Raw genomic sequence first — 22,786 nt, forward strand, 5'->3', positions numbered from 1 at the left:
AACCGCTAATGCTAAGCGGGAACCGTGGTTTACAAGCGGTAGTGGTGCATCTGGAATCCGTGCCCTCGCGCATTCGGCGCAAGTGACAAAGGAGTCATACTTCCGGCGACGCTGCGCGCGCCGAAACGTACTTCATAAAACCCACACAGTGTTTTGGCGCTCCCGTCTCGCCGCTTGAACCATGCCTCGTCATTGCATCGCCGCTGCAACTGCAACTGCAACTGCAACTGCAACTGCAACTGCAACTGCAACTGCAACTGCAACAATGGCTGTGGCTGTGGCTGTGGCTGTGGCTGTGGCTGTGGCTGTGGCTGTGACCGTGACCGTGACCGTGACCGTGACCGTGACCGTGACCGTGACCGTGACCGTGACAGGAACAGGAACAGGAACAGGAACAGGAACAGGAACAGGAACAGGAACAGGAACAGGGGCCAAGGCCGGGACCATAATCGTGACTGGGTTTTGGCTTGAGATGGTGGTTGGAGTCCACCGGCCTATCGTTTGAAGTGGGGTGTTTGGGGGAATGCAGAGGTGCGTTGCCGAGGCGAAGCCGACGGCCTCCGCAGACTGAACCGAAGCCTCTGGTTTCCGTGGCAGACCCGTCCGCGACGCACGTAGTGCGGAGTGGGAGTTGAAGAATCCTTTGTCACTGGTGCCGAATGTGCGAGGGCACGGATTCCAGATGCACCACTACCGCTTGTAAACCACGGAACCCACTTAGCATTAGCGGTTTGAGCCGCTTTCTTTGCTTATCTTTCTTTGCGGCGGCAAAGAAAGTAAGTGCCGCCCCGCATAGGGGCAACGCTAATAGACCACTAACATAATAAATACAAAAAACAAATAAATGCAGAAGCAGAATAAACAAAACCAGATATAAAACCAAAAAAACAAACCAAATTAAACAGAATAAAAAATAAAAACAAAACCCCTGAAAACCCAAGCCCCGCAGGCCCCAATCACATTCCTCCACACAACGCCAAAAAACCCCAAACCCCAACCCCCCTGCATGGAATGCAAAAAACAACACATTTCCCCACTTAACAACAACATCAGAAAACCCAAATATCACCCACACACCGAATAAAAACGATTTCAGCTATAGTCGCCATTTTCCAGCCGCCAGCCGGGCAAAAAAAGAGCACCGAAAGAGCCCCAATAAGCCCGCCACCAGGAGTAAAGAAAATGAACGCCCGCGAACCTGCTTTCGTCTCCGCTTCCCGCAGCGCGCGTCTGCGCCAGATGCTCGTCAGCAACGAACTCGAATTCATGATGGAGGCCCACAACGGTCTCTCCGCCCGCATCGTCCGCGAAGCCGGCTTCAAGGCGATCTGGGGTTCGGGCCTCGCGATCTCCGCCCAATTCGGCGTGCGCGACAACAACGAAGCCAGCTGGACGCAAGTCGTCGATACCCTCGAATTCATGGCCGATGCCAGTGATCTGCCCATCCTCCTCGACGGCGATACCGGCTACGGTAATTTCAACAACGTGCGACGTCTCGTGCGCAAGCTCGAACAACGCGGCATCGCCGGCGTCTGCATCGAAGACAAGCAATTCCCGAAAACGAATAGCTTCATCAACGGCGAAGCGCAGCCGCTCGCCGATATGGATGAGTTCTGCGGCAAGATCAAAGCCGGCAAAGACTCGCAGTCCGATGAAAACTTCTCGATCGTTGCGCGCGTCGAAGCGCTGATCGCCGGCTGGGGCATGGACGAAGCACTGCGTCGCGCCGAAGCCTATCGGCAAGCCGGCGCCGACGCGATCCTGATTCACAGCAAGCTCTCGCGTCCCGATGAAATTCTCGAGTTCGCGCGCGAATGGGCCGGCCGCGCGCCGCTCGTCATCGTGCCGACCAAGTACTACAGCACGCCGACGGAAGTATTCCGCGAAGCCGGCATCAGCACGGTCATCTGGGCGAATCATCTGATCCGCGCCGCGACCTCGGCCATGCAGGCCGTCGCCAAGGAAATTCATTCGAGCGAAACGCTCGTCAACGTCGAAGACAGCATCGCCGCCGTCAACGAGATTTTCCGTTTGCAAGACGCCGACGAATACTCGGAAGCCGAAGACCGCTATCTGTCGAGCGGCCGCTCGGCGGGCTCCGCTATCGTGCTCGCAGCAAGCCGCGGCAAGGGGCTCGAAGCCGTCACCGAAGATCGTCCGAAAGTCATGCTGCCGATCGCCGGCAAGCCGCTGTTGCGCTGGCTTATCGATGCGTTCAAGAAGCAAAGCGTCAACGACATCACCGTGGTCGGCGGCTATCGCGCCGATGCGATCGACACGGCCGGTATCAAGCTGGTCGTCAACGAACGTCACGCGCAAACCGGCGAACTGGCGTCGCTCGCCTGCGCGGTCGATAAGCTTGCGGGCGACACGGTCATCTCCTACGGCGATCTGCTGTTCCGCAGCTACATCTTGCGCGATCTGGTCGAAAGCGAAGCCGCGTTTAGCGTGGTGGTCGATTCGTCGCTGACCGATGCGGAAAACGCCAGCGTGCGCGACTTCGCATGGTGCTCGGCAGCGGACGATCGCGGGCTGTTCGGCAACAAGGTTACGCTGCGTCATGTGTCGAGCGGGCAGGAGGCAAGCTCGGCCATCGCTTCGCAAACGCCGCATGGCCGCTGGGTCGGTCTGCTGAATGTGCGCGGCGAGGGGCGTGAGCGTTTGCAAGCGGTGCTCGGCAAACTGCAGGCGCGCCCGGATTTCGATTTGCTCGATATGCCTGCGCTGCTGAACGCGCTGATCGAAGCAGGTGAATCGATCGAAGTGCAATACGTGCACGGTCATTGGCGCGGTGTGAACGATCTGGAAGACTTCCGCCGCGCCGGCGATTTCGCGCATGCACAGGCGCCGTTCGCGGCAACGGTCGGCAACCAGACGGACGCTGCCAGCGGAGCCGCGCAATGATCGAGGCAGCACAGTTCGTCGAGGCGGCGCGTGAACGCGGCTTCGACTGGTATGCAGGTGTACCGTGCTCGTATCTGACGCCGTTCATCAACTACGTGTTGCAGGACGAATCGCTGCACTACGTCTCGGCGGCCAATGAAGGCGATGCGGTCGCGTTGATCGCGGGCGTCACGCTTGGCGCGCAGAACGGCCGGCGCGGCATCACGATGATGCAGAACTCGGGCCTCGGCAATGCCGTGAGCCCGCTGACCTCGCTCACGTGGACCTTCCGTCTGCCGCAATTGCTGATCGTGACGTGGCGTGGGCAACCCGGCGTCGCGGACGAACCGCAGCACGCGCTGATGGGCCCGGTCACGCCGGCGATGCTCGATACGATGGAAATTCCGTGGGAAACCTTCCCGACCGAAGCCGACGCGATCGGCCCGGCGCTGGATCGCGCGATCGCTCACATGGATGAAACCGGCCGTCCGTACGCGCTCGTGATGCAAAAGGGCAGTGTGGCGCCGTACGAGTTGAAAGAAGGCGCCGCAAGTGCCCGCCGCGTGCCGGTAGCGCCGCGTTCGCCATTCAGGAACGTCGCGACGAATGAATTGGCCTCGCGTCACGACGCGCTGCAGAAAGTCATCGCGCACACGCCGCTCGAATCGACGGTGGTGCTTGCGTCGACCGGTTTTTGCGGCCGCGAACTCTATGCCATCGACGACCGTCCCAACCAGTTGTACATGGTCGGCTCGATGGGTTGCGTGACGCCGTTCGCGCTGGGTCTCGCGCTTGCGCGTCCGGATCTGCACGTCGTGGCGCTCGACGGCGACGGCGCCGCCCTGATGCGCATGGGTGCATTCGCAACGCTCGGCGCGTACGGTCCGTCGAATCTCACGCACGTGCTGCTGGATAACGGCGCGCACGACTCGACAGGCGGTCAGGCCACGGTGTCGTCGCAAGTCTCGTTTGCGGGTGTCGCCGCGGCGTGCGGTTACGCGTCGGCGGTCGAAAGCGACGACGTCAACGTGATCGATGAACTGTTCGAAACCGCACCATCGCCCCATGGCCCGCGTTTCGCGCGACTGGCGATTCGCCGCGGCACGCCCGATGGCCTGCCGCGTCCCACTATCACCCCGCCCGATGTGAAGACGCGCCTGATGCGCCACATCGGCGCCGCTTAAGGAGTGCGTTTATGTTGCTGCTCAATCCCGGTCCGGTGACGCTCACCGAACGCGTCCGCAACAGCCTGTTGCAAACGGATCTGTGCCACCGTGAAAGCGAGTTTTTCGACTTGCAGGAAGAAGCGCGCACGCGTCTGGTCGATCTGTATGGCCTCGACGCCGGCGAATGGCAAGCGGTACTGATGACCGGTTCCGGCACGGCGGCTGTCGAAAGCATGACCGCCGCGCTGGTGCCGCAGAACGGCAAGCTGCTGGTGGTGGAAAACGGCGTGTACGGCGAACGTATTTCGCAGATCGCCATGCAATACGGCATCGCGCACGAGTCGCTGACGCACGACTGGATGCAGGCGCCGGATCTCGCGAAGATCACCGAACGCCTCGACGCGGATAAAGCGTTCACGCACGTCGCGGTGATCCATCACGAAACGACCACCGGCCGCCTGAACGATCTGCAGGCGCTCGGCGCGCTGTGCCGCGAACGTGGTCTGCGCCTGCTGGTGGACGGCGTCAGCAGCTTCGGCGCGGAAGCGATTGATTTCGCCGACGCCAGTCTCGACGCCGTCGCGGCGACCGCGAACAAGTGCCTGCATGGCGTGCCGGGCGCGTCGTTCGTGCTGGTGCGGCGCGCGGCGCTCGCGCAGGCGGCGAGCCGCACGTATTACCTGGACCTCGGCCGCCTTGCGCGTTTGCAGGACCAGCGCAATACGCCGTTCACGCCGTCGGTCCATGCGTATTACGCGCTGGTCGAAGCGCTGCGCGAACTCGCCGACGAAGGTGGCTGGAAGGCACGCCACGCGCGTTACGCAGCCCTCGCCGAGCAGGCTCGCGCGGGCCTGGCTGAGCGGGGCATCGGCAGTGTGTTGCCGCCGGCGCAATCGTCGGTGGTGCTGCGTGCGTATCGCTTGCCGGACGGCGTGGCGTATCCGCAACTGCACGACGCGCTGAAGGCGCGCGGCTTCGTCATTTATGCGGGCCAGGGCGGACTGTCGGCCGAACTGTTCCGCATCTCGACGATGGGCAACATCCACGCCGCCGACATCGACCGTCTCTTGCAAGGCTTTACCGAGCTGACACGCTAAGGCACGGGTCCACACGCGTCCGGTAGCAACCGCACGGGCGTCACACCGGGTCTTTATCCGGCGGCCCATCGGGCCGCTGCGGCTCCTCAGTGTGATGACCGGGCGACGGCGGCACTAGCGGATCGGCTTCCGGGTCCCGGTTCGGATCGGCATTGGGATCGGGAATCGGGCTGGTATGCATGTCGTAGCTCATTGCAACACCTGTGAGTTGAGAGGCGGGCTGAAAAGAAGACAGCCGGAAAACGCGCAGAGGATCGGGTCGAGACGCTGGCGGTAACGCGGGCGGCACGGCCCACGATAGCGCCCGGATGTCGCTGCCTGCACGCACTCCGGTTATTCCCTTCAAGCGTAGACGATCCAGCGCGCGGTGCGGCCCTCACTTTTTCACGCGGCGGCCCACGCTCAATTGCCAGTAACGTTCGGCGGCGAAAACATCGTCGTAATCGCCCGCGCCGAACGCCCGCAGCTGGCTTTCGTAGGCGTTGACCGCTTCGCGTTTGAGTTGCGTGCGGCGCGCAAGATCAATTGTATGACCCGCACTCGGATAAGCCGGCGTCGCGACGATGCCACGTTGCGCGAGGTCCGCGAGCCGCGCTTGCACGACACCCGGCGTGCGGCGGTGAATCGCTTCCTCATAGGCGAACCACGTGAGATGCGACAGGCGTGGCAGGATTTCGCAGCAGGCCTCGAACACGCGTACGTGATCTTCGTGATGCAGCCCGAGCGGCATCAGCAGCGTGTTCGCGGTCGTGCGGTAGATGGTCTCCTCGAGTTCCGCCGCCAATTTGCTGATCGATGGCGAGTCCCTGTATTGGTCGTCGCGAAACGGCATGCGTAGCGGAATCGCATCGAGCACCTCTAGCGCGAGGTTGTCTTCGCGCGTGCGGGCGTGGATGGCCTCATGGGCGCTCGCGAAACCCGACCTTCGATCCCATTCGGTATGCATTTCCTGCTCGGGCGGCGCGGCAAACACCGTGCAGACCGCGGCGTCAGGATGGGCGGCGAGGAGTGCGCCGCAACTGAAGACGGCGTCGTCGAAATGGGGCGAGACGATGAAAAGGCGTGGGCTGGTTTCGCTCATGGGAGGTAGGGTGAGGTTGAAACGCTCGGGGCCACATTCGAAGCTCAATATTGCGCGAAACAATCTTGCTGGATTGGCGGCGTCACATCAGCTTAGGCGGAATTGGCGCGGCTTGTGTTACCGCTGCGCTCGACGCAAACCGTATGCCTGGCCGGGCCGATTCTGCCGCGGTCTCCCGCAGAGGCTCACCGTTACGCAGCGAGCATGCCCCGAACTTGCTCACCTTTGGGCGTTGTTTTTGCCGCGGGCTACGTACCACCGGCCGCCAGCGCCGCTGCGCGTCCGAATGCCGCCGCAATGGTTGCCACGATGTCGTCGCGCAACCTGGCGTCGACCGTTCTCAGCGCATACGACGGATGCCAGGCCGGCACGATCAGGCGCCCCTCGTGGGCGATGGTTTGACCGAGGTATTCGGACAGATTGACGTGCGCGCCGGTCAGCGCTTTCAGCGCAGTCGCTCCCAGTGTGACGACCACGCGTGGCGCAATCCGCGTCAGTTCTTTTTCCAGCCAGTACTGGCAAGCCTCGACTTCGCGCCACGCGGGCGTGCGGTGGACGCGCTGGTGATCGAGCGTTTCCCATTTGTAATGCTTGACGGTGTAAGTCAGATACAGTGCCTCCCGCTTCAGACCGGCGCGTGCCAGCACGACGTCCAGCAGTTGGCCGGCCGGGCCGGTAAAGGGCTCGCCGTGCTGGTTCTCGTGCTCGCCGGGTTGTTCGCCGACCACCATGATCGCCGCGGTGGCAGGTCCGGCGCCCGCCACCGCCTGTTTCGCATTGCGCCATAACGCGCAGCGCCGGCAGGTGGCGAGTGGGCCAGTGGGCTCAATCAACGGCGGCGTCACCGCCGAATACTCGACGGGTGGCGCATGGGGAACGGTGACGGTGGCGTTTTGCGCGCCGAGACGGCTGCGCTCGCGTGCAAGGCGTGCCGGCAACGGCGGACCCGCGGGCGGCATTCTCCAGTAGCGCAACGGCACGGGTAACGGCGCGCCATTGAAGGCGCTGGCGTAATACGCGAGCCAGAGTGCTTCGGTGGGCGTGCTGGTGATGGCTTCGCCGGTCATGGCGCTTGCCGGCAGCGCCTCTGCGGCCTGCTCGGGTTCCTCCATCGCCGGCTGGTCGATGCGCAGCAGCATGCCGTTCCAGAACACCGCGCCGTGCGGCGTGGCGAGCATCCACGTGGAATCGCCCATGCGAGCAGCGAAGCGCACGGCGGCGCGTTCCAGCAGATCGTGACGCGGCTCGTACCAGCCGACGAATTCGGGCAGCCCCATCGTCGATGGATCACGCCGTCTGAACCGCGTGAGTGTTAGTAAATCCTCGGTTTCGTGCTCGATAGCCCGAATGCGTTGATCCAGCAGTGAGCCGTCAGGGTCGCCGAGATCGAGGACGGTGCGCTCGCCGCGCGTCCAGCGCCATAGGACGCGATACAGCAGCGACCAGCGGTCTGGCGCGCGAAAGCATGCAGCCGTTTTCAGCCAGGAAAGCAGTTCGCGGGGGATGGCGGGCGCGGCGTAGGTACCTGTGTCGCCGCTGCCCGCAGCAGTGCAGGTGGGTTCGGCGTTTGACCCAGACTCAACCCATTCGATCTGCGACGGCTCGACACCTTGCCGCAGCAGCGCCCGCGCGGCGCGCCGCCATGCGGCGAAAGACGGTTCGATCAGAAGGCGTTTCATGCTGACGCGCCGTGGATGCACGCAGCGTTATGCCGTCATGCGCCAATCCCGGCCTTAAAAATACTGTATGGATATACAGTATCCGCCTAAACGCCGGGCGGGAGCAAGCCCGGTGATCATTCCGGTACGCTTGATTCGTCTAATTGCCCACCGGTAGACAGTGGCTGGGCACGCGTTAAAGCTAAACGTTGCGCAGATCTTCCGGCGTATCCACGTCGCGCAGAATCCCGGGGTCATCGACGTCCAGCCGCATCACACGCTGCGACATCAGCAGCGCGCGCGCGCCAGTGTCGCCGTCGAGTGTCATCAGGGCGTCTCGATGCTCGATGCCGAAGCCGACCGGATGGCCGCGCTGCCCCTGGTAAAACGGCGCGACGATGGAAGCGCCGCCGTCGAGCGCACGCGCCACCGCTTCGATCGTCGTCGTGGCGATGCGCGGCATGTCGGCGAGCGCGACGATCCAGCCTTCGGCGTCTTCGCTGGCTTCGATGCCGGCGGCGAGGCTCGCGCCCATGCCGCGTTCGGCGGCCGGGGCGAACATGACTTCACAACCAGCCTCGTTCAGAAGGCGGGCAAGGGCGTCCGACCCAGGCCGCACCACGGCCAGCACATGCGAGACGACCCGCAGCAGCCGGTGCGCGGCTTCGTGCGCGACCGGCGTGCCGTCGGGCATGCGCGCGAGCAGTTTGTTGTGCAGGCCGTCCGGGTCGAAGCGGGAGCCGAAGCCGGCGGCGAGCAACACGCCGGTGGCGAGCGAAGCGTAGGCCATGGGCGGGCACCGGTAGAAAGGATGAGACCGATTGTGCGATGCAACGCATCAGCAGGCAAGCGGCAATGCGTAAGCCGCCCCTGCGGCGCTGCGTTCGTGTGTCCCATGCAGCGGCCTGCATACCTCACATCAAAAGAGCGTCCTCGCCGCTCTGACCCGCCGTGCCTCACACCTGCATTGTCCCGATCACCTTGTCGAGCGTCACTGGCAGATCGCGCACGCGCACGCCGGTGGCGTGATACACCGCATTCGCGATCGCCGCCGGCACGCCGGTGATGCCGATCTCACCGATGCCGCGCACGCCGAGCGAGTTGATGTAGGGATCAGGCCGATCGATGAACGTGATGTCGAGCGAACCGATGTCGGCATTCACCGGCACGTGGTACTCGGCGAGATTCGCGTTGGTGAAGCGCCCATAGCGCGTATCGAGCGAGGTCTCTTCCTGCAGCGCCGCCCCCACGCCCCAAACGATGCCGCCCATCAACTGGCTGCGCGCGGTTTTCTCATTCAGCACGCGCCCCACGTCATACACACCGACCACGCGGGGCACGCGAATCGTGCCGAGGTCGGCATCGACATGGACTTCGACGAATACCGCGCCGAACGAGTGGAGCGAGTACTTCTGCTTTTCGTCGCCCGGCTTGACCGTGGCGGTGGCTTCGATCGGCTTGCCGCCCGAGCGCGCGATGATCGCCGCCGCCGGATCGCGCTTCGCCGGTTGCGAGCGGCTCGTGACCCAACCGTTCTCGACCGTGATGTCGTCGAGCGCGATGCCGTGCACGGGCGAGGCTTCGTCGGCGAGGGCCAGGGCGATCAACTGGCTGCGCACCTGGGCTGCCGCATCGTGTACGGCCGGCGAAACACTTGCCGCCGATTGTGAGCCGCCCGACCCCGGCGCCCTCGGCAACGACGAATCGCCGAGCGCGAAGTGGATATTTTCCGGCGCGAAACCGAGTGCATCTGCGGCAACCTGGGTCATCACCGTATAGGTGCCGGTGCCAAGATCCTGGGTGCCCGAGGCGACCATTGCGCTGCCGTCCGGCAGAATCCGCGCGATGGCGGACGTTTCGCTCCGATTGGCCGGATAGGTGGCGGTGGCCATGCCCATGCCGATCAGCGTGTTGCCGTTACGCATGGAACGCGGCGCGCTCGACCTTCGCGACCAGCCGAACTTCTCCGCGCCGATCTGGTAGCACTCGCGCAAGGATTTGCCGGACCACGGCTTGTTTTCCTGCGGATCGGCGTCGGCATAATTCTTCAGGCGCAGCGCGAGCGGGTCCATCTTCAACGCCACCGCGAGTTCGTCCATGGCCGATTCGAGTGCGAACGAGCCGGTTGTCTCGCCGGGCGCGCGCATGAAGGTCGGCGTGCCGAGATTCATCGGCACGATGCGGTGCGTGGTTACCTGATTGGGCACCGCGTACAACATGCGCGTGACCATGCAGCAGGTCTCGGTCCAGTCTTCGATCGTCGACGTGCTGGAAGTACTGTCGTGGCGCATCGCGGTCAGCGTGCCGTCGTGCCGCGCGGCAAGCGTGAAATGCTGCTCGGTATGCGGGCGCGCGCCGACGGGCCCGAACATCTGCGGCCGTTCGAGTACGAGGCGCACCGGACGCCCGGTCTGTTTCGCCGCCATCGCGCACAAGGACACATGCGACCACGACGATCCCTTGCAACCGAAGCCACCGCCGATAAACGGCGAAATCACGCGCACGTCGCCGGGCGCCATGCCGAACGTTTTGGCGACGGCCTGCGCCGCACCGCTCACGCCCTGCGTCGAGTCGTAGAGCGTGAGTTGCGGGCCGTCCCAGTGCGCCATCGTGGCGTGCGGCTCCATCGGGTTGTGATGCTCGATGGGCGTCGTGTAAACGGCGTCGACGTGGACCGTGCCGCTGCGCATACCGTCCTCGAAGTCGCCGCGTTGCGTATCCGTGGTGCGGCCTTGCGGTTTGTCGGGCGCGTGTCCGTTCGGCTTCGCTTGGGTGAAATCGAGTATCGCGGCGCTGCTCTGATACGCGATGTGCAACTGACGCGCGGCATCCGTGGCATGTTCGAGCGTATCGGCGACGACCACCGCAACCGGCTCGTTGTTGTAGTGAATCTGGTTGTCCTGCAGCAGCGAGAGGCGCCTGCCGGCCGGCGGCGCCAACGTGGGCCGGCCGCCGTTCGGCAGGCGCGGCGCGTTCTGGTACGTCATTACCAGCAGCACGCCGGGCAACGCCTGCGCGCGGCTCGCGTCGATCGACGCAATCGTGCCGCGCGCAATCGTGCTGGTGACGAGCACCGCATGCGCGAGCCGTGCCTCAGGGAACTCGGCGGCGTAGCGCGCTTCGCCGGTAACTTTTAGCAGACCGTCGATGCGGTCCAACGGTTGGCCGATCAGATTCATGCGACACCTCCGGCGCGGCCCGCGGCCTGGTTCACTGCGCGCACGATCGCGCGCTGCGCGAGCTGTACCTTGAAACGATTGTCATGTTGCGGCCTGGCATCGCGTAGCGCCGCGGCAGCGGCGTTATGCAACGTGGCCTGCGTGAGCGGCTGGCCATTGAGCATCTGCTCGGCGGCGCTCGCGCGCCATGGTTTGTGCGCGACGCCGCCTAACGCGATACGTGCGGTTTTCACGCGGTCGCCATCCATCTGCAATGCGGCGGCCACCGAGATCAGCGCAAAGGCGTAACTGGCCCGGTCACGCACTTTCAGATAGTGAGCGTTCGCGCTGAATAAAGGTGGCGGCAAATCGACGGCGGTAATCAGCTCGCCCGCCTGCAAAGTCGTATCGACGTCGGGCCGGTCACCGGGAAGCCGGTGAAAATCCGCAAACGGAATCGTCCGCTCGCCTGCGGGACCGCTGACAAGCACCACGGCGTCGAGCGCGGCGAGCGCCACGCTCATATCCGACGGGTTCACCGCAATGCATTGCGGACTCGCACCGAGAATCGCGTGCGTGCGATTGTGGCCGTCGAGCGCCGCGCAGCCGCTGCCGGGCATACGTTTATTGCACTGGGTGAAGGCGGTGTCGTAAAAGTAGCCGCAGCGCGTGCGCTGCAACAGATTGCCGCCCACGGTCGCCATATTGCGCAGTTGTGACGACGCACCCGCCAGAAATGCTTGCGACAGCAACGGGTATTGCTCGCGCACCAGCGCGTGATTGGCTGCATCGCTGTTGCGCACTAGGGCGCCAATGCGGATGCCGCCGTCGGCCCGCGTGGTGACCGTATCCAGTCCGCTGATATGCGTGATATCGATGAGCCGTATCGGCCGCGCCACGCCGCCCTTCATCAAGTCGAGCAGATTTGTTCCGCCGCCGATGAATACCGCACCCGGTTGCTGCGCCGCGCGCACGGCGCCGGCGACGTCGCCGGCGCGTTCGTAAGAGATCGCATCCATGCTGGTCGCTCCGTCAGGCGTCGTGGCGGTTATTACTGCCGCTGCTGCCGTTTTGAATAGCCGTGCCGGCACTGCTGGCATTACCGATGCCGCCTGCACTGTTCTGCCCGCCACCTTCATGCACGGCGCGCACCGCCGCGACGATATTCGCGTACGCGCCGCAGCGGCAAATGTTGCCGCTCATGCGTTCGCGGATTTCGTCGTCGGAAAGTTGCGGCGGACGGCTGCGGACATCGGCGGTCACGGTGCTGGCCGTGCCGTTGCGGAATTCGTTCAGCAGGGCAGTCGCGGAACACAACTGCCCGGGCGTACAGTAGCCGCACTGGAACGCATCGTGTTCGATGAAAGCCCGTTGCATCGGACTCAGCACGCCGTTGCTGGCGAGTCTTTCAACCGTCGTGATGTTTTCGCCTTCGTGCATCACGGCGAGCGTCAGGCAGGAATTGATGCGGCGGCCGTCGGCGATCACCGTGCATGCGCCACATTGCCCGCGGTCGCAGCCTTTCTTCGTCCCCATCAAGCCCGCATACTCGCGCAGCGCATCGAGCAAGGTCACGCGTGGTTCGAGTTGCAGCGTGTAAGCGCGGCCGTTGACGGTCAGTGTGACCGGGCGGCCCGGAACGGGTGCATGGATTTCGGCGGGCGGTGGCGCGGGCGGTGTTTGTGTTTGCGCACGCAGATGCGGCGCCGCGCCGACGGTGGCGGCCGCAGCGGCCGATTGCAGAAAGCGGCGGCGCGAAGGTTGGGGTAGCGTGGCGGCGGCCTCGTCGCCCGAATCCTGACGTTCGTTTTTCGTGGACATGACGATCTGCTGGCTCCATTGAAAGGTCAATGCAGGCTGGCGACGTGTGAGTCTTCGGCATTCACGCACTCGACATGCGGGTAACCGACATGCGGGTCCCCGATGCGCTGGCATCCGAAGCGTCGCGGTCTAGCTCATCACACTCAGCAATTTCGGTGCCGTTGCGAATGCAGCAGTCCGTCGACGCGGCGCAACGGGATTCACCGTGACCCGGCAGCGAGTCACGGTGAATCGGATCGAATCGTGGACAGTGCAACGGGAAATCCCGCAGCATGCGTCAACCACGGACGTTGCGCTTAACGAACAGGAAAGTAAATACGGGGAGGCGCCTTCTTTCTGCGTGCCGAAAGAAAGACTGTTTTGCGTGGGACGAGGAGTCCGTCCGATCAGGCGTCGGCCCAGCGGCGCAGCAGATTGTGATAAATGCCGGTGAGACTGACCACGGTTGCATCGTTCGAACCTTTTTCGGCCGCCAGACGTTGCACGTCGTTGTCGAGTTGAAACAGCATGGCGCGTTCGCCGTCGTCGCGCACCATGCTCTGAATCCAGAAAAACGACGCGACCCGCACGCCACGCGTGACCGGAGTCACGTGATGCAGGCTCGAAGCGGGGTAGAGCACCATGTCGCCGGCCGGCAGTTTCGAGCGATGCACGCCGTAGGTGTCTTCAACGCAGAGTTCGCCGCCGTCGTAGGTGTCCGGCTCGGTCAGAAAGAGCGTGGCTGACAGATCGCTGCGGATGCGGAAGTCGGTGCCGCGCAACTGGCGGATCGCGTTATCGACATGCGTGCGGAAACCGTCGCCGCCTGCGTAGCGGTTAAAGAGCGGCGGAAAGACTTTCAGCGGCAATGCCGCCGAAAAGAAACGCGGGTTGCGGCCGAGCGCGTCCTGAATCGCATCGCCCACCGCGCGCGCGGCGGCCGAGCCTTCGGGCAATTGCTGGTTGCGCTTGGCCTGTGCCGACTGGGCGCCGGAAGTCGCATTGCCGTCGATCCATTGCGCGGCATCGAGGATTTCGCGGCATTGCGCGACCTGTTGTTTGCTGAGTATGCCTTGCAGATGCAGCATCATGCGCGCGACTCCTGAGCATGGGACATCATCGTGCCTGCCGCCGTGCCTGTGTTCCTGCTTGCGTTCGTGCCCGGAGCCATGCCCGGATTCGCGCTCATCGTCGTCGCTACGTGTGCACGTATGTCTGTATTCAGGTGGTCAGCCATCGCACGAAATGCGCCAACCGGCGAAGCGGCAAGCCACGCCTGCATCTTTGCGACGAACGCTGGTGTTGCCGAATTCGGCACACGTTGCAGCCACTCGAGCGCGGCGTCGATCTCGCCGCGTTGGGCCAGTAGCCGCGCATAGTTGAACTGGCCGCGAAAATCCCCGCCCACCGCGGCGCGCCGGTAATGGTCGAGCGCGATGCTTGCGTCTGCATCGACTTCCCAGCCGTCTTCGTAAAAGCTGCCGATAAAGTTGATCGACTTCACGTGACCCATGTCGGCGGCGCGCCGGAACCACTGCAGGGCCTGCGCGCGATCGCGCGCCACACCATTGCCGAGCGCCAACGCCGACGCATAGTTATACATGCCCCAGTCGAGCCCCGCCTGTGCCGCGAGCCGGTACCAGTAAACCGCCACCGGCGCGCACGCAGGGGTGCCCCAGCCGTGTTCGTAGCAACGGCCCAGCATGTTCATCGCCATCGGATGATCTTGCCGGGCCGCGTGCTTGAACCAGGTCAGCGCCTCGTCGGCGTTGCGTTCGACACCGTGACCGTCGAGCAGATACTGCCCGTACACGGCCTGCGCTTCGACGATGCCGTTATGCGCGGCCGCCGCGACCCACGCGGCGGCTTTGGCCGGCGGCCCGGCGAGAATCGCGGTGAGTTCGTCATGCGACACGCTCGCCAGCGCCTTCAGCGTCACCTGTTCCATCATGCCGGGATCAGTAATGCGCGTTGAGCGTCAGGAAGGCCGAACGGCCGGCTGCGATCGACGCGTAGTGCGCCGGATACGCCTGGTCGTAATACGTCCGGTTGAAGATGTTCTGCACGTTCAGTTGCAGATCGACCTTCTTGTTGATCCGGTACGTCGCCATACCGTCGAAGCGCCAGTACGAGGGCACTGCACGCAGATTCGCCGTGTCGCCGTACACCTGTGACATGTAGAACGCGCCGCCGCCGATCGTGAACTTGGGCAGCACGTCGTAGCTGGTCCACAGGCTGATGCTGTTCTTCGGCGTGTTCGGGAACTGGTGGCCGTTATCCGAGGTGGTCTTGCCGTTGTCGCGCAACTGGCTCTTCATGTACGTGTAGCCGCCGAACACCTGCCACTGGTTCGTCAACTGACCGGCCACGCCGAATTCGAAACCTTGTACGCGCTTGTTGCCGACCATCGCGTATTCGTTGTTCGGCAACGTGACGCGGGCGTTGGTCGTGTCGATCTGGAACAGCGCACCCGTCAGCGAGAGGCGGTTGTTCAGCACATTCCACTTGGTGCCGAGTTCGACGCTGCGATTCTTTTCCGGCGCGAGTTGGTCCGCGTTCGCGCCGACCCCGCCGCGGCCCGGCGTCAGCGATTGCGTTTCGCTGCCCTGGCCGAGCAGGGCGCCGGCCGGCGTCGACGAGGTGGCGATCGACGCATACACGCTGCCGTTGGAAGCCGGTTTGAAGACGAGGCCAAACTGATAGTTGAACAGCGTGTCGTCGCGCGAGGTGCGCTTGCCGCCGTTGGCAACGGTATTGCGGAAATCGGTCGAGTAATCGTCGACGCGCAAGCCGACATTGGCCTGCCAGCGTTTGGTGAGTTCGATCGTATCGAACGCATACAGCGATCGGGTGGTGGTGCGCTGCTCGTTCGGATCGTTTGCCTGCTTGACCGAACCGGCCCACGGATCGTTCGGATTCGGCGACCACAGGCTCGTGCAGTTGTAACCCGACGCCTCGCCGATCCCCTTGGTCTTGCAGATTGCGCCGGTCGCCGTTGCTACGGCATACGAATCGTTCACGCTCGTTTCGCGTGACAGTTCGAGGCCGGTCGTGAAGCTGTGCTTCAGGAAGCCGGTCTTGAATTCGCCGAACAGTTCGGTCTGGTTCGCGAGACTGTAGACGTCGCTCGCACGCGTATTCGCGCGGCGCCACACCATGCCGTTGACGACGTTGCCCTGGCTGTCGTCCGGCTGCGTCCAGATGTAGTCCTGGGTGGACTTTGTATAACGCGTGGTGTTGCGGATCGTCAGATCGCTGTTGATGTCGTGTTCGATGCGCACCGTGCCGACGTCCGAGGTCGTCTTGCGGAAATCGCGGTCGATCAGGCCGTAAAAGTTGTGGCGGTCCACGTTGGCCGGATAGATCGTGTCGACGTTGGCCGGCTTGTTGGTGGTCGTGTAGAAGTACGGAATGCCGCTGTCGGGCAGGTCGTCGGTCGTGAGGTGGTAGTAGCTCGCCGTGACGCGGGTGGGTGTGCCGAGGCCGTACGTGAACGACGGCGCGATGCCCCAGCGCTCGTTGTTGACCGCGTCACGGCCGGCCACGTCGTTGTTGTGGCTCATCACGTTCAGGCGGAAGGCCGCGTGATCGGCCATTTGCCAGTTGCCGTCGGCGGTGAAGCGGCGGTAGCGGTCGGTGCCGAGGCCTGCGCTGCCGTCGGCCGAATTGCCCAGATGCGGGGTCTTGGTGATCAGGTTGATGCTGCCGCCCGCGCCGCCGCGGCCGCCGTAGGCGCCGTCCGAACCCTTGGTCACCTCCACGCTTTCGACGTTGAACACTTCGCGAGTCGTCGCGCCGATGTCGCGCATGCCGTCGACGAAGGTGCTGCCCTGCGCGTCGTAGCCGCGAATGAACGGGCGGTCGCCGAGCGGATTGCCGCCTTCGCCCGCGCCGAAGGTGATGCCCGGCACGGTGCGCAGCGCTTCGGTCAGCGTCGAGGCGCCGGTGCTTTTGATCAATTCCTGCGGAATCACGGTCACCGATTTCGGCGTATCGACCAACGGCGCGGTGAATTTGACCGACGCCGAGCGGTCGGTCTTGAAGCCGTCGTCCGTCTGGCCTTGTACGGCGATCGGCGCGAGCTGGCGCTCCTTGTCAGGCGGCGCCGTGCCGGCCGTACCCTGCGCGAGCGCGGGACCTGCCGCCAACATGCTGCACAGCGTCGTGCTGATTTTGCCGAGCTTCGGTTCGTCGGACCGCAACTTCATTTTTATCCCCGTCGTGAGTGCTGGCGGCCGGGTAGGCAACATCATTTTCCTTACCCCGGCATTCCATGTTTATTACAAAATGTTTGCGGCGTGCATTCTATGCAATCAAACTGTAATTGAGAAGCGTTCTCACCATAAATTATTCGGGTACAAACTTGCGTGCGCGCGCTAATTCGTGGAGTTGGATGGGTAATCGGAGAGGATGGGCGAGGAAGGGGTAATTTTTACGGTTTCGGCAGGGCGTGGCTGCGGCTGGTTATTCCCCCTTCCTGCAAGCGGTTTTTGCCTCGCGTGATGCCCGTTTTCTGATCAAGCGGCAGATCGGTCCGCCCGATTTCCTACCGTGCCGCCAATTCGGCTAGCGTCTCCCGCAGCCACACGATGGCCGGATCGGCCTGGTTGCGCGGATGCCAGCCCGCGTACAACGTGAAGCCGCGCGCCTCGAACGGCAGCGCAAAGATATCGAGCTGGTCGGCATAACGTGCCGCGAAGCGCGACGGCAGTGTCGAAACGTAGTTGGTTTTCGACAGCAGCTCCGGCACCAGCGCGAAGTGCTGGACCGACAGCGCGACGCGCCGCTCACGGCCGAGTTCGTCGAGATGCTCGTCCATGAAGCCATGAAAACTGCCGCCGCTGGTCGACACCAGCACGTGATCGAGCGCGCAGTAGGTATCGAGATCGAGTGGCGCGTCGCCGCGCGGGTGGCCCTTGCGCTGCACGAACACGAAATGCTCGTCGTAGAGTTTGCGGACCTTCATCGACGGCGGAATCATCCGGTCGGAACCGAGCAGCAGATCGATTTCGCCGCTTTCGAGGCGCGATGCGGCGGTGGGCTGATCACCGATCACGAACGCCACGCGCACACCGGGCCCTGCCGCCGTCGGCAAGCGCTCCATCAGGCGCATGCCGAGTACCGTGGTGGCGTTGTCGTGCGCGGCAATCACGAAGCGCCGCGTGTCGGTATGGGGATCGAAGGCGGGTTGGTGGCGCACCACCGCTTCGAGATTCTTCAACGCTGCATGAAGCGGCGCCATCAATTCCAGCGCCCTGGCCGTGCGCGTCATGCCGCGGCCGGTTTCGGCGGGCAGCAGCAGGGGATCGCCGAAGATTTGCCGCAAGCGCGCGAGTTGCGTGGAGACGGCCGGTTGCGTCAGGTGCAGCCGCTCGGCCGCACGCGTGACGTTCGACTCGGCGAGCAACGCGTCGAGCGAAACCAGCAGATTCAGATCGATACCGCGCAGATCAATCATGTTGATAGGTCGCATATCAGTAATTGATTTCAAGAATACGTACCGCGCTACTACAGTTCAAGCACCGAAACGAACTGAAGGAAGCTCAACATGAAAGCCTGGATGCTCGACGAACCCGGCAAGCCGCTGGCCTTGCGCGACGTGGCCCAGCCGCAACCGCGCCGTAACGCCGTGCTGGTAAGAATGGAGGCAGTGCCGCTACTCAGTTACACGCGCGACTATGTCGAAGGGAAGTTGCCGTACGCCTATCCGCCGACGCCGTTTTCGCCCGGCACCAACGGGGTCGGCCGGATCGTCGCGGCCGGCGAGGGTGTGGTGGCGTTTCGCGCCGGTCAACGGGTCGCCGTGAATCCGTACTGGATTGCCGACGAAACGGTGCGCGAACCGGCGCAAGCGCTGCTGGGGCTCACGGCCATCAGCGCCGACAGCGGCGCGCTGCTGGCTGAGTTTCCGCACGGCACATTGCGCGAAGTGGCCGAATTCCCGGCCTCGACGCTGATCGCGCTGGATGGTCTCGATGAGGTCGACGCAGCCCGTCTCGCGGTGCTGGGCAAATTCGCGGTGCCCTTCGGCGGTTTGCGACGCGGCCGTTTGTCGGCGGGCGAGACGGTGGTGGTCAACGGCGCAAGCGGGTACTTCGGCTCCGCGGCGGTGCTCGCCGCGTTGGCGCTGGGCGCGAGCAAGGTCGTCGCGCTTGGCAGGCGCCTGGCGCCGCTGCGGGCCTTGGTCGAGCAAGGCCGTGGGCGCGTGGTGCCCGTTGTGCTGACGGGCGATGCCCTACAGGACACGGCGGCGATTCGCGCCGCCAGTGGGGGTGGCGCGGACCTCGCGTTCGACATGGTCGGGCAGGCCGCCGACGCCAACGCGACCCTTGCCACGTTGCGCAGCCTGCGCCGTGGCGGGCGGCTCGTGCTGATGGGCAGCATGCAAGCGGATTTGCCGGTTACGTACAGCGAGATGCTGCTGAACAACTGGGAATTGATCGGCCACTTCATGTACACGCGCGCTGACTATCTCGCGCTGGTTGCGCTCGTCACGTCCGGGCAGATTCCGCTCGATGCGGTCGAGTTGACGTCCTATCCGTTTGCCGAACTGGAGGCGGCCATCGACGCTGCCGGCCGCATGTCGGGGCTGCAATGCACGGTGGTGGGCGGCACGTCCCGCGAGGCGTGGGGTTAAGCACGACGCACGACGCACGACGCTATAAGTCGGGCGCCCGCTCCGGATGACGAAGACGCGAATGACTGCGACCGTAGACTCCGTAGATGATGAGCCCGATCACGAGCCACACGAAGAGCCGTAACCACGTGACGAGCGGCAGTCCGGCCATCAACAGCAGGCAAAACAGAATCCCGAGGATCGGGATCACCGGTACGCCCGGCGCGCGGAACGGCCTCGAGGCGCCCGCGTCGCTGCGGCGCAGATAGATCACCGCGCCGCAGACGAGAATGAACGCGAACAGGGTGCCGATGCTGACCATTTCGCCTAACACGTTGATCGGCGTGAACGCAGCCACAATCGCGACGATGGCGCCGATCATCATCTGACTCAGATGCGGTGTTTGCAGACGCGGGTGGACGCGCGCGAACAGGTGCGGCAGCAGGCCATCTTGCGACATCGTGAAGAAGATGCGGCTTTGGCCATACAGCAGCACGAGTATCACAGTCGTCAATCCGGTCAGCGCGCCGATCTTGATGAGCACGGAAAACCAGGTGACGCCGATTACATCGACACCTTTCGCGATGGGATCCGGGACGTTGAGCTGGGCATACGGAACGAGTCCGGTCAGCACGCCGGCGACCGCAATATAGAGCACCGTGCAGATCACCAGCGAGCCCAGAATGCCGATCGGCATGTCGATCTGCGGCTTGCGCGCTTCCTGGGCCGCGGTGGACACCGCGTCGAAGCCAATGAAAGCGAAGAACACGACGGCCGATCCACGCAGAATGCCGCTCGCGCCGAAATTGCCGAATTCACCGGTATTCTGCGGAATGAACGGATGCCAGTTGTCCGGATGCACGAAGAAGGCGCCGATGACGATGAACGCCAGCACCACGGTCAGTTTGATCGCCACCATGATGTTGTTGAGCCGCGCCGACTCCTTGGTGCCGAGCACGAGCATGAGGGTCAGCACGGCGATAATGAAGACGGCCGGCAAGTTGACGACGCCGGCCACCGTGCTGCCGTCGGCGAGCGTCACCGTGGTGCCGGGTGCAGCCGCCATGGTGGGCGGAATATTGATCCCGACGTTGTGCAAGAGGCTCACGATGTAGCCTGACCAGCCCACCGCGACGGTCGCCGCGCCCATCGCATACTCGAGGATCAAATCCCAGCCGATGACCCACGCGAATAATTCGCCGAGCGTGGCATAGGTATAGGTATAACTGCTGCCGCAAACCGGCAGCATGGCAGCCAGTTCGGAGTAGCAGAGTCCGACAAAGGCGCAGGCAATCCCGCCGAGGATAAAAGAAAGAATGATGCTCGGCCCCGCATAATGCGCCGCGGCCGTGCCGGTCAGAACAAAGATGCCGGCGCCGATGATCGCGCCGATGCCCATCGCCGTAATGCTGAGTGGACCTAGCGACTTCGACAGATGGTGTTCGCCGCCTTCCGCGCTTGCAACAATATCCGCGACGGATTTACGCGCCATATAACCTGTATCAGCCATGATGAGTCGTCCCGTTCGTATGTAGGTGAATCCGGAATCGAATCGATTCGTGACGCACTGCAATAAGCGACTGCTTTTAAGGCGACTGACATTGTTGATAGTGCGATTGAAAAGAGAACTAACGAATTCAGTCTAGTCCGGATTTAATCGCGTGGGTACTGGGGATCGGTGCTGCCCATGCTAAAACGGCCTTGCGGGTGAGCCGCAAGGCCGTCTTTCAACTCATTCATGGAATCCTGATCAATCGATGCCGTGAAACACCGCATCGTCCGGACCGAGATACGCGGGCGGGCGCCATGCGGCGTCGCGCATCGAATGCTGGACCAGCTTTTCGACCCCCAGCAGCACCGCGAAGATCGCCATCCGCACCGGGATGCCGTTGTCGGTTTGCCGGAAAATCGCGAGGCGCGAATCGTGATTCAGGTCGACGCTCAGATCGTTCGCACCGGGCCGGCTATCGCGCGGCAGCGGGTGCATGATCAGCGTGTCGGGGCCGCACACGCTGTCCATCAGCGCCTGATTGATCTGGAAATCCGGCGTATAGCCTTCGAAGGATTCGTCGGTGAAGCGCTCTTTCTGGATGCGTGTGGCATACACCACGTCGGCGCCGCGCAGGCCGCCAGGCAGATCGTGAGTCTGCTCGATCACGTGACCGTTGCGCGAAATCTGCTCGACGATGTAGCTCGGCATTTCGAGCATGGGCGGCGAGATCAGCGTGAACTTGATGCCGCGATACAGCGCCAGCAGCTTGACCAGCGAATGCACCGTGCGGCCATATTTCAGGTCACCGACCAGCGCGATATGCGCACCGTCGACAATCTTGCCCAGCCGCGAGAACTCGCGCTGGATCGTGTACAGGTCGAGCAGCGCCTGGCTCGGATGCTCGCCCGGGCCGTCGCCGCCGTTGATCACCGGCACATTGGTGGCGCGCGCGAATTCGGCCACCGAGCCTTGCTCCGGATGGCGGATCACCAGCGCATCCACATAGCCGCTCATCACGCGGCTGGTGTCGTAGATCGACTCGCCCTTGGCCATCGACGAAAACGTGAAACCGGTGGTGTCGCACACCGAACCGCCGAGCCGGCAGAAGGCCGCGCCGAAGCTCACGCGCGTCCGCGTACTGGCTTCGAAAAACAGATTGCCGAGCACCGCGCCTTCGAGCACGCGGGAAATTTTCCGGCGCCGGGCGATCGGCTGCATGATGTCGGCGACGCGAAACAGCGCCTCGACCGAGTCGCGCGAGAACTGATCGACCGAGAGCAACTGTGGTTTGCCCTCGAACAGCATCTGGCTTGCCAGAGATTGTGCGTCTACGCTTTGCGTATAGTTTTCGCCCGGCTCGCCATGCACCACGATTTCCGACACGAAACGCTCCACGATCTCCGGCATGGCCCGCGATTCCTGCGAGTCGTCCGGCAGCAGCCATGTGTCGAGTGCCCGGCGCGATACGCCGATGCGGCTTGCGAACGTGTCGCGGGTCATATTCAGGCGACGCATCGCATCGCGTAGGAAGGCTTGTTGCGGGACGCTCATGCGGGCACCTGTGGGGAATGGGTTGCGTACTGGATATGTACGCGGTGCGTATATTAGTTTCCCTGCCACAGAAGTCAAGCAATTTTGCGAGTTTGGGCAACTATCGGGAAACTGGCGTGACTCGCCGCCTTTGCCAAGTCGAGCCGGGCGCGGTTACACTGCGTGTCATGCATTCTGGCCAAACGCTCCGACTCCGCCCGTCAACCCTCGCACGTCTCGCTTTTGCGAGCGTCGTGGCCGCACGCGCGGGTTTCCCGAGCGTTAGCGCCAACGCCAAAAAACAG

The 22,786-nt window shown here is 63.4% G+C and carries 18 protein-coding genes; 4 read left to right on the forward strand and 14 right to left on the reverse strand.

The annotated features are described in order from the left end of the window. Positions 1-646: 646 nt before the first annotated feature. Positions 647-1,024 carry a hypothetical protein gene (locus PQQ95_RS25370; protein WP_408442067.1) on the reverse strand — a complete coding sequence of 126 codons (378 nt, stop codon included), beginning with the start codon at positions 1,022-1,024 and terminating at the stop codon, positions 647-649. Between the two features lie 158 nt (positions 1,025-1,182). Here PQQ95_RS25370 and aepX point away from each other — a divergent pair, with 158 nt between their 5' ends. From aepX to PQQ95_RS25385, 3 genes are read left to right on the forward strand one after another with little or no spacing between them, the layout of a single operon-like run. Beyond that, entirely contained in the window at positions 1,183-2,904 is a 1,722-nt protein-coding gene (aepX, locus tag PQQ95_RS25375) for a phosphoenolpyruvate mutase (RefSeq protein WP_408442070.1), read from the forward strand. Next, positions 2,901-4,067 (forward strand): phosphonopyruvate decarboxylase, encoded by a 1,167-nt coding sequence (aepY, locus tag PQQ95_RS25380; protein WP_408442073.1) that lies wholly within the window; start codon positions 2,901-2,903, stop codon positions 4,065-4,067. The genes aepX and aepY overlap by 4 nt, the downstream gene beginning before the upstream one ends. Before the next feature lie 11 nt (positions 4,068-4,078). After that, on the forward strand, positions 4,079-5,146 hold the full coding sequence (locus tag PQQ95_RS25385; RefSeq protein WP_408442076.1) for a 2-aminoethylphosphonate aminotransferase: 1,068 nt from the start codon (positions 4,079-4,081) through the stop codon (positions 5,144-5,146). 40 nt (positions 5,147-5,186) lie between these two features. On the opposite strand, the gene PQQ95_RS25390 is transcribed toward PQQ95_RS25385, so the two are convergent. From PQQ95_RS25390 to PQQ95_RS25440, 11 genes are all read right to left on the reverse strand, one after another. Next, on the reverse strand, positions 5,187-5,339 hold the full coding sequence (locus PQQ95_RS25390; RefSeq protein ID WP_165614491.1) for a hypothetical protein: 153 nt from the start codon (positions 5,337-5,339) through the stop codon (positions 5,187-5,189). Positions 5,340-5,522: 183 nt separating this feature from the next. Further along, positions 5,523-6,227 (reverse strand): PIG-L family deacetylase, encoded by a 705-nt coding sequence (locus PQQ95_RS25395; RefSeq protein WP_408442078.1) that lies wholly within the window; start codon positions 6,225-6,227, stop codon positions 5,523-5,525. A 248-nt stretch (positions 6,228-6,475) separates the two neighbouring features. Next, entirely contained in the window at positions 6,476-7,906 is a 1,431-nt protein-coding gene (locus tag PQQ95_RS25400; protein ID WP_408442081.1) for a UdgX family uracil-DNA binding protein, read from the reverse strand. 181 nt (positions 7,907-8,087) lie between these two features. Continuing rightward, entirely contained in the window at positions 8,088-8,675 is a 588-nt protein-coding gene (locus tag PQQ95_RS25405) for a nucleotidyltransferase family protein (protein WP_408442084.1), read from the reverse strand. Between the two features lie 166 nt (positions 8,676-8,841). Beyond that, complete coding sequence (locus tag PQQ95_RS25410; protein ID WP_408442085.1) at positions 8,842-11,064, reverse strand: xanthine dehydrogenase family protein molybdopterin-binding subunit; 2,223 nt, start codon at positions 11,062-11,064, stop codon at positions 8,842-8,844. Then, positions 11,061-12,062: an FAD binding domain-containing protein gene (locus PQQ95_RS25415; protein ID WP_408442087.1), complete on the reverse strand. Its 1,002-nt coding sequence runs from the start codon at positions 12,060-12,062 to the stop codon at positions 11,061-11,063. Before PQQ95_RS25415 ends, PQQ95_RS25410 begins: the two co-directional genes overlap by 4 nt. Before the next feature lie 13 nt (positions 12,063-12,075). Continuing rightward, positions 12,076-12,864, reverse strand: coding sequence for a 2Fe-2S iron-sulfur cluster-binding protein (locus tag PQQ95_RS25420; protein ID WP_408442090.1), 789 nt, complete (start codon positions 12,862-12,864; stop codon positions 12,076-12,078). Positions 12,865-13,250: 386 nt separating this feature from the next. Beyond that, positions 13,251-13,934, reverse strand: coding sequence for a Fe2+-dependent dioxygenase (locus tag PQQ95_RS25425; protein ID WP_408442092.1), 684 nt, complete (start codon positions 13,932-13,934; stop codon positions 13,251-13,253). After that, complete coding sequence (locus PQQ95_RS25430; protein WP_408442342.1) at positions 13,931-14,791, reverse strand: tetratricopeptide repeat protein; 861 nt, start codon at positions 14,789-14,791, stop codon at positions 13,931-13,933. The genes PQQ95_RS25425 and PQQ95_RS25430 overlap by 4 nt, the downstream gene beginning before the upstream one ends. A gap of 10 nt (positions 14,792-14,801) precedes the next feature. Next, positions 14,802-17,051 (reverse strand): TonB-dependent receptor, encoded by a 2,250-nt coding sequence (locus PQQ95_RS25435; RefSeq protein WP_408442094.1) that lies wholly within the window; start codon positions 17,049-17,051, stop codon positions 14,802-14,804. 338 nt (positions 17,052-17,389) lie between these two features. Further along, complete coding sequence (locus PQQ95_RS25440; RefSeq protein ID WP_408442096.1) at positions 17,390-18,301, reverse strand: LysR family transcriptional regulator; 912 nt, start codon at positions 18,299-18,301, stop codon at positions 17,390-17,392. Between the two features lie 90 nt (positions 18,302-18,391). Here PQQ95_RS25440 and PQQ95_RS25445 point away from each other — a divergent pair, with 90 nt between their 5' ends. After that, a complete protein-coding gene (locus PQQ95_RS25445) occupies positions 18,392-19,480 on the forward strand; it encodes a zinc-binding dehydrogenase (RefSeq protein ID WP_408442099.1) in 1,089 nt (362 codons plus the stop codon). A gap of 22 nt (positions 19,481-19,502) precedes the next feature. Here PQQ95_RS25445 and PQQ95_RS25450 read toward each other — a convergent pair whose 3' ends face one another. Both PQQ95_RS25450 and PQQ95_RS25455 read right to left on the reverse strand, forming a co-directional pair. After that, positions 19,503-20,969: an amino acid permease gene (locus PQQ95_RS25450; RefSeq protein ID WP_408442102.1), complete on the reverse strand. Its 1,467-nt coding sequence runs from the start codon at positions 20,967-20,969 to the stop codon at positions 19,503-19,505. Between the two features lie 240 nt (positions 20,970-21,209). After that, positions 21,210-22,502: an aspartate carbamoyltransferase gene (locus tag PQQ95_RS25455; protein WP_408442105.1), complete on the reverse strand. Its 1,293-nt coding sequence runs from the start codon at positions 22,500-22,502 to the stop codon at positions 21,210-21,212. Positions 22,503-22,786 lie beyond the last annotated feature (284 nt).

This window comes from Paraburkholderia caffeinilytica (assembly GCF_046030355.1).
In the GTDB taxonomy this organism is placed as follows: domain Bacteria; phylum Pseudomonadota; class Gammaproteobacteria; order Burkholderiales; family Burkholderiaceae; genus Paraburkholderia; species Paraburkholderia caffeinilytica_B.

Bases quoted from the DNA above. Each gene is read 5' to 3' on its own strand.
- aepX (WP_408442070.1), top strand. From the start codon at position 1,183: ATGAACGCCCGCGAACCTGCTTTCGTCTCCGCTTCCCGCAGCGCGCGT.
- aepY (WP_408442073.1), top strand. From the start codon at position 2,901: ATGATCGAGGCAGCACAGTTCGTCGAGGCGGCGCGTGAACGCGGCTTC.
- PQQ95_RS25385 (WP_408442076.1), top strand. From the start codon at position 4,079: ATGTTGCTGCTCAATCCCGGTCCGGTGACGCTCACCGAACGCGTCCGC.
- PQQ95_RS25390 (WP_165614491.1), bottom strand. From the start codon at position 5,339: ATGAGCTACGACATGCATACCAGCCCGATTCCCGATCCCAATGCCGAT.
- PQQ95_RS25395 (WP_408442078.1), bottom strand. From the start codon at position 6,227: ATGAGCGAAACCAGCCCACGCCTTTTCATCGTCTCGCCCCATTTCGAC.
- PQQ95_RS25400 (WP_408442081.1), bottom strand. From the start codon at position 7,906: ATGAAACGCCTTCTGATCGAACCGTCTTTCGCCGCATGGCGGCGCGCC.
- PQQ95_RS25405 (WP_408442084.1), bottom strand. From the start codon at position 8,675: ATGGCCTACGCTTCGCTCGCCACCGGCGTGTTGCTCGCCGCCGGCTTC.
- PQQ95_RS25410 (WP_408442085.1), bottom strand. From the start codon at position 11,064: ATGAATCTGATCGGCCAACCGTTGGACCGCATCGACGGTCTGCTAAAA.
- PQQ95_RS25415 (WP_408442087.1), bottom strand. From the start codon at position 12,062: ATGGATGCGATCTCTTACGAACGCGCCGGCGACGTCGCCGGCGCCGTG.
- PQQ95_RS25420 (WP_408442090.1), bottom strand. From the start codon at position 12,864: ATGTCCACGAAAAACGAACGTCAGGATTCGGGCGACGAGGCCGCCGCC.
- PQQ95_RS25425 (WP_408442092.1), bottom strand. From the start codon at position 13,934: ATGATGCTGCATCTGCAAGGCATACTCAGCAAACAACAGGTCGCGCAA.
- PQQ95_RS25430 (WP_408442342.1), bottom strand. From the start codon at position 14,791: ATGGAACAGGTGACGCTGAAGGCGCTGGCGAGCGTGTCGCATGACGAA.
- PQQ95_RS25435 (WP_408442094.1), bottom strand. From the start codon at position 17,051: ATGAAGTTGCGGTCCGACGAACCGAAGCTCGGCAAAATCAGCACGACG.
- PQQ95_RS25440 (WP_408442096.1), bottom strand. From the start codon at position 18,301: ATGATTGATCTGCGCGGTATCGATCTGAATCTGCTGGTTTCGCTCGAC.
- PQQ95_RS25445 (WP_408442099.1), top strand. From the start codon at position 18,392: ATGAAAGCCTGGATGCTCGACGAACCCGGCAAGCCGCTGGCCTTGCGC.
- PQQ95_RS25450 (WP_408442102.1), bottom strand. From the start codon at position 20,969: ATGGCTGATACAGGTTATATGGCGCGTAAATCCGTCGCGGATATTGTT.
- PQQ95_RS25455 (WP_408442105.1), bottom strand. From the start codon at position 22,502: ATGAGCGTCCCGCAACAAGCCTTCCTACGCGATGCGATGCGTCGCCTG.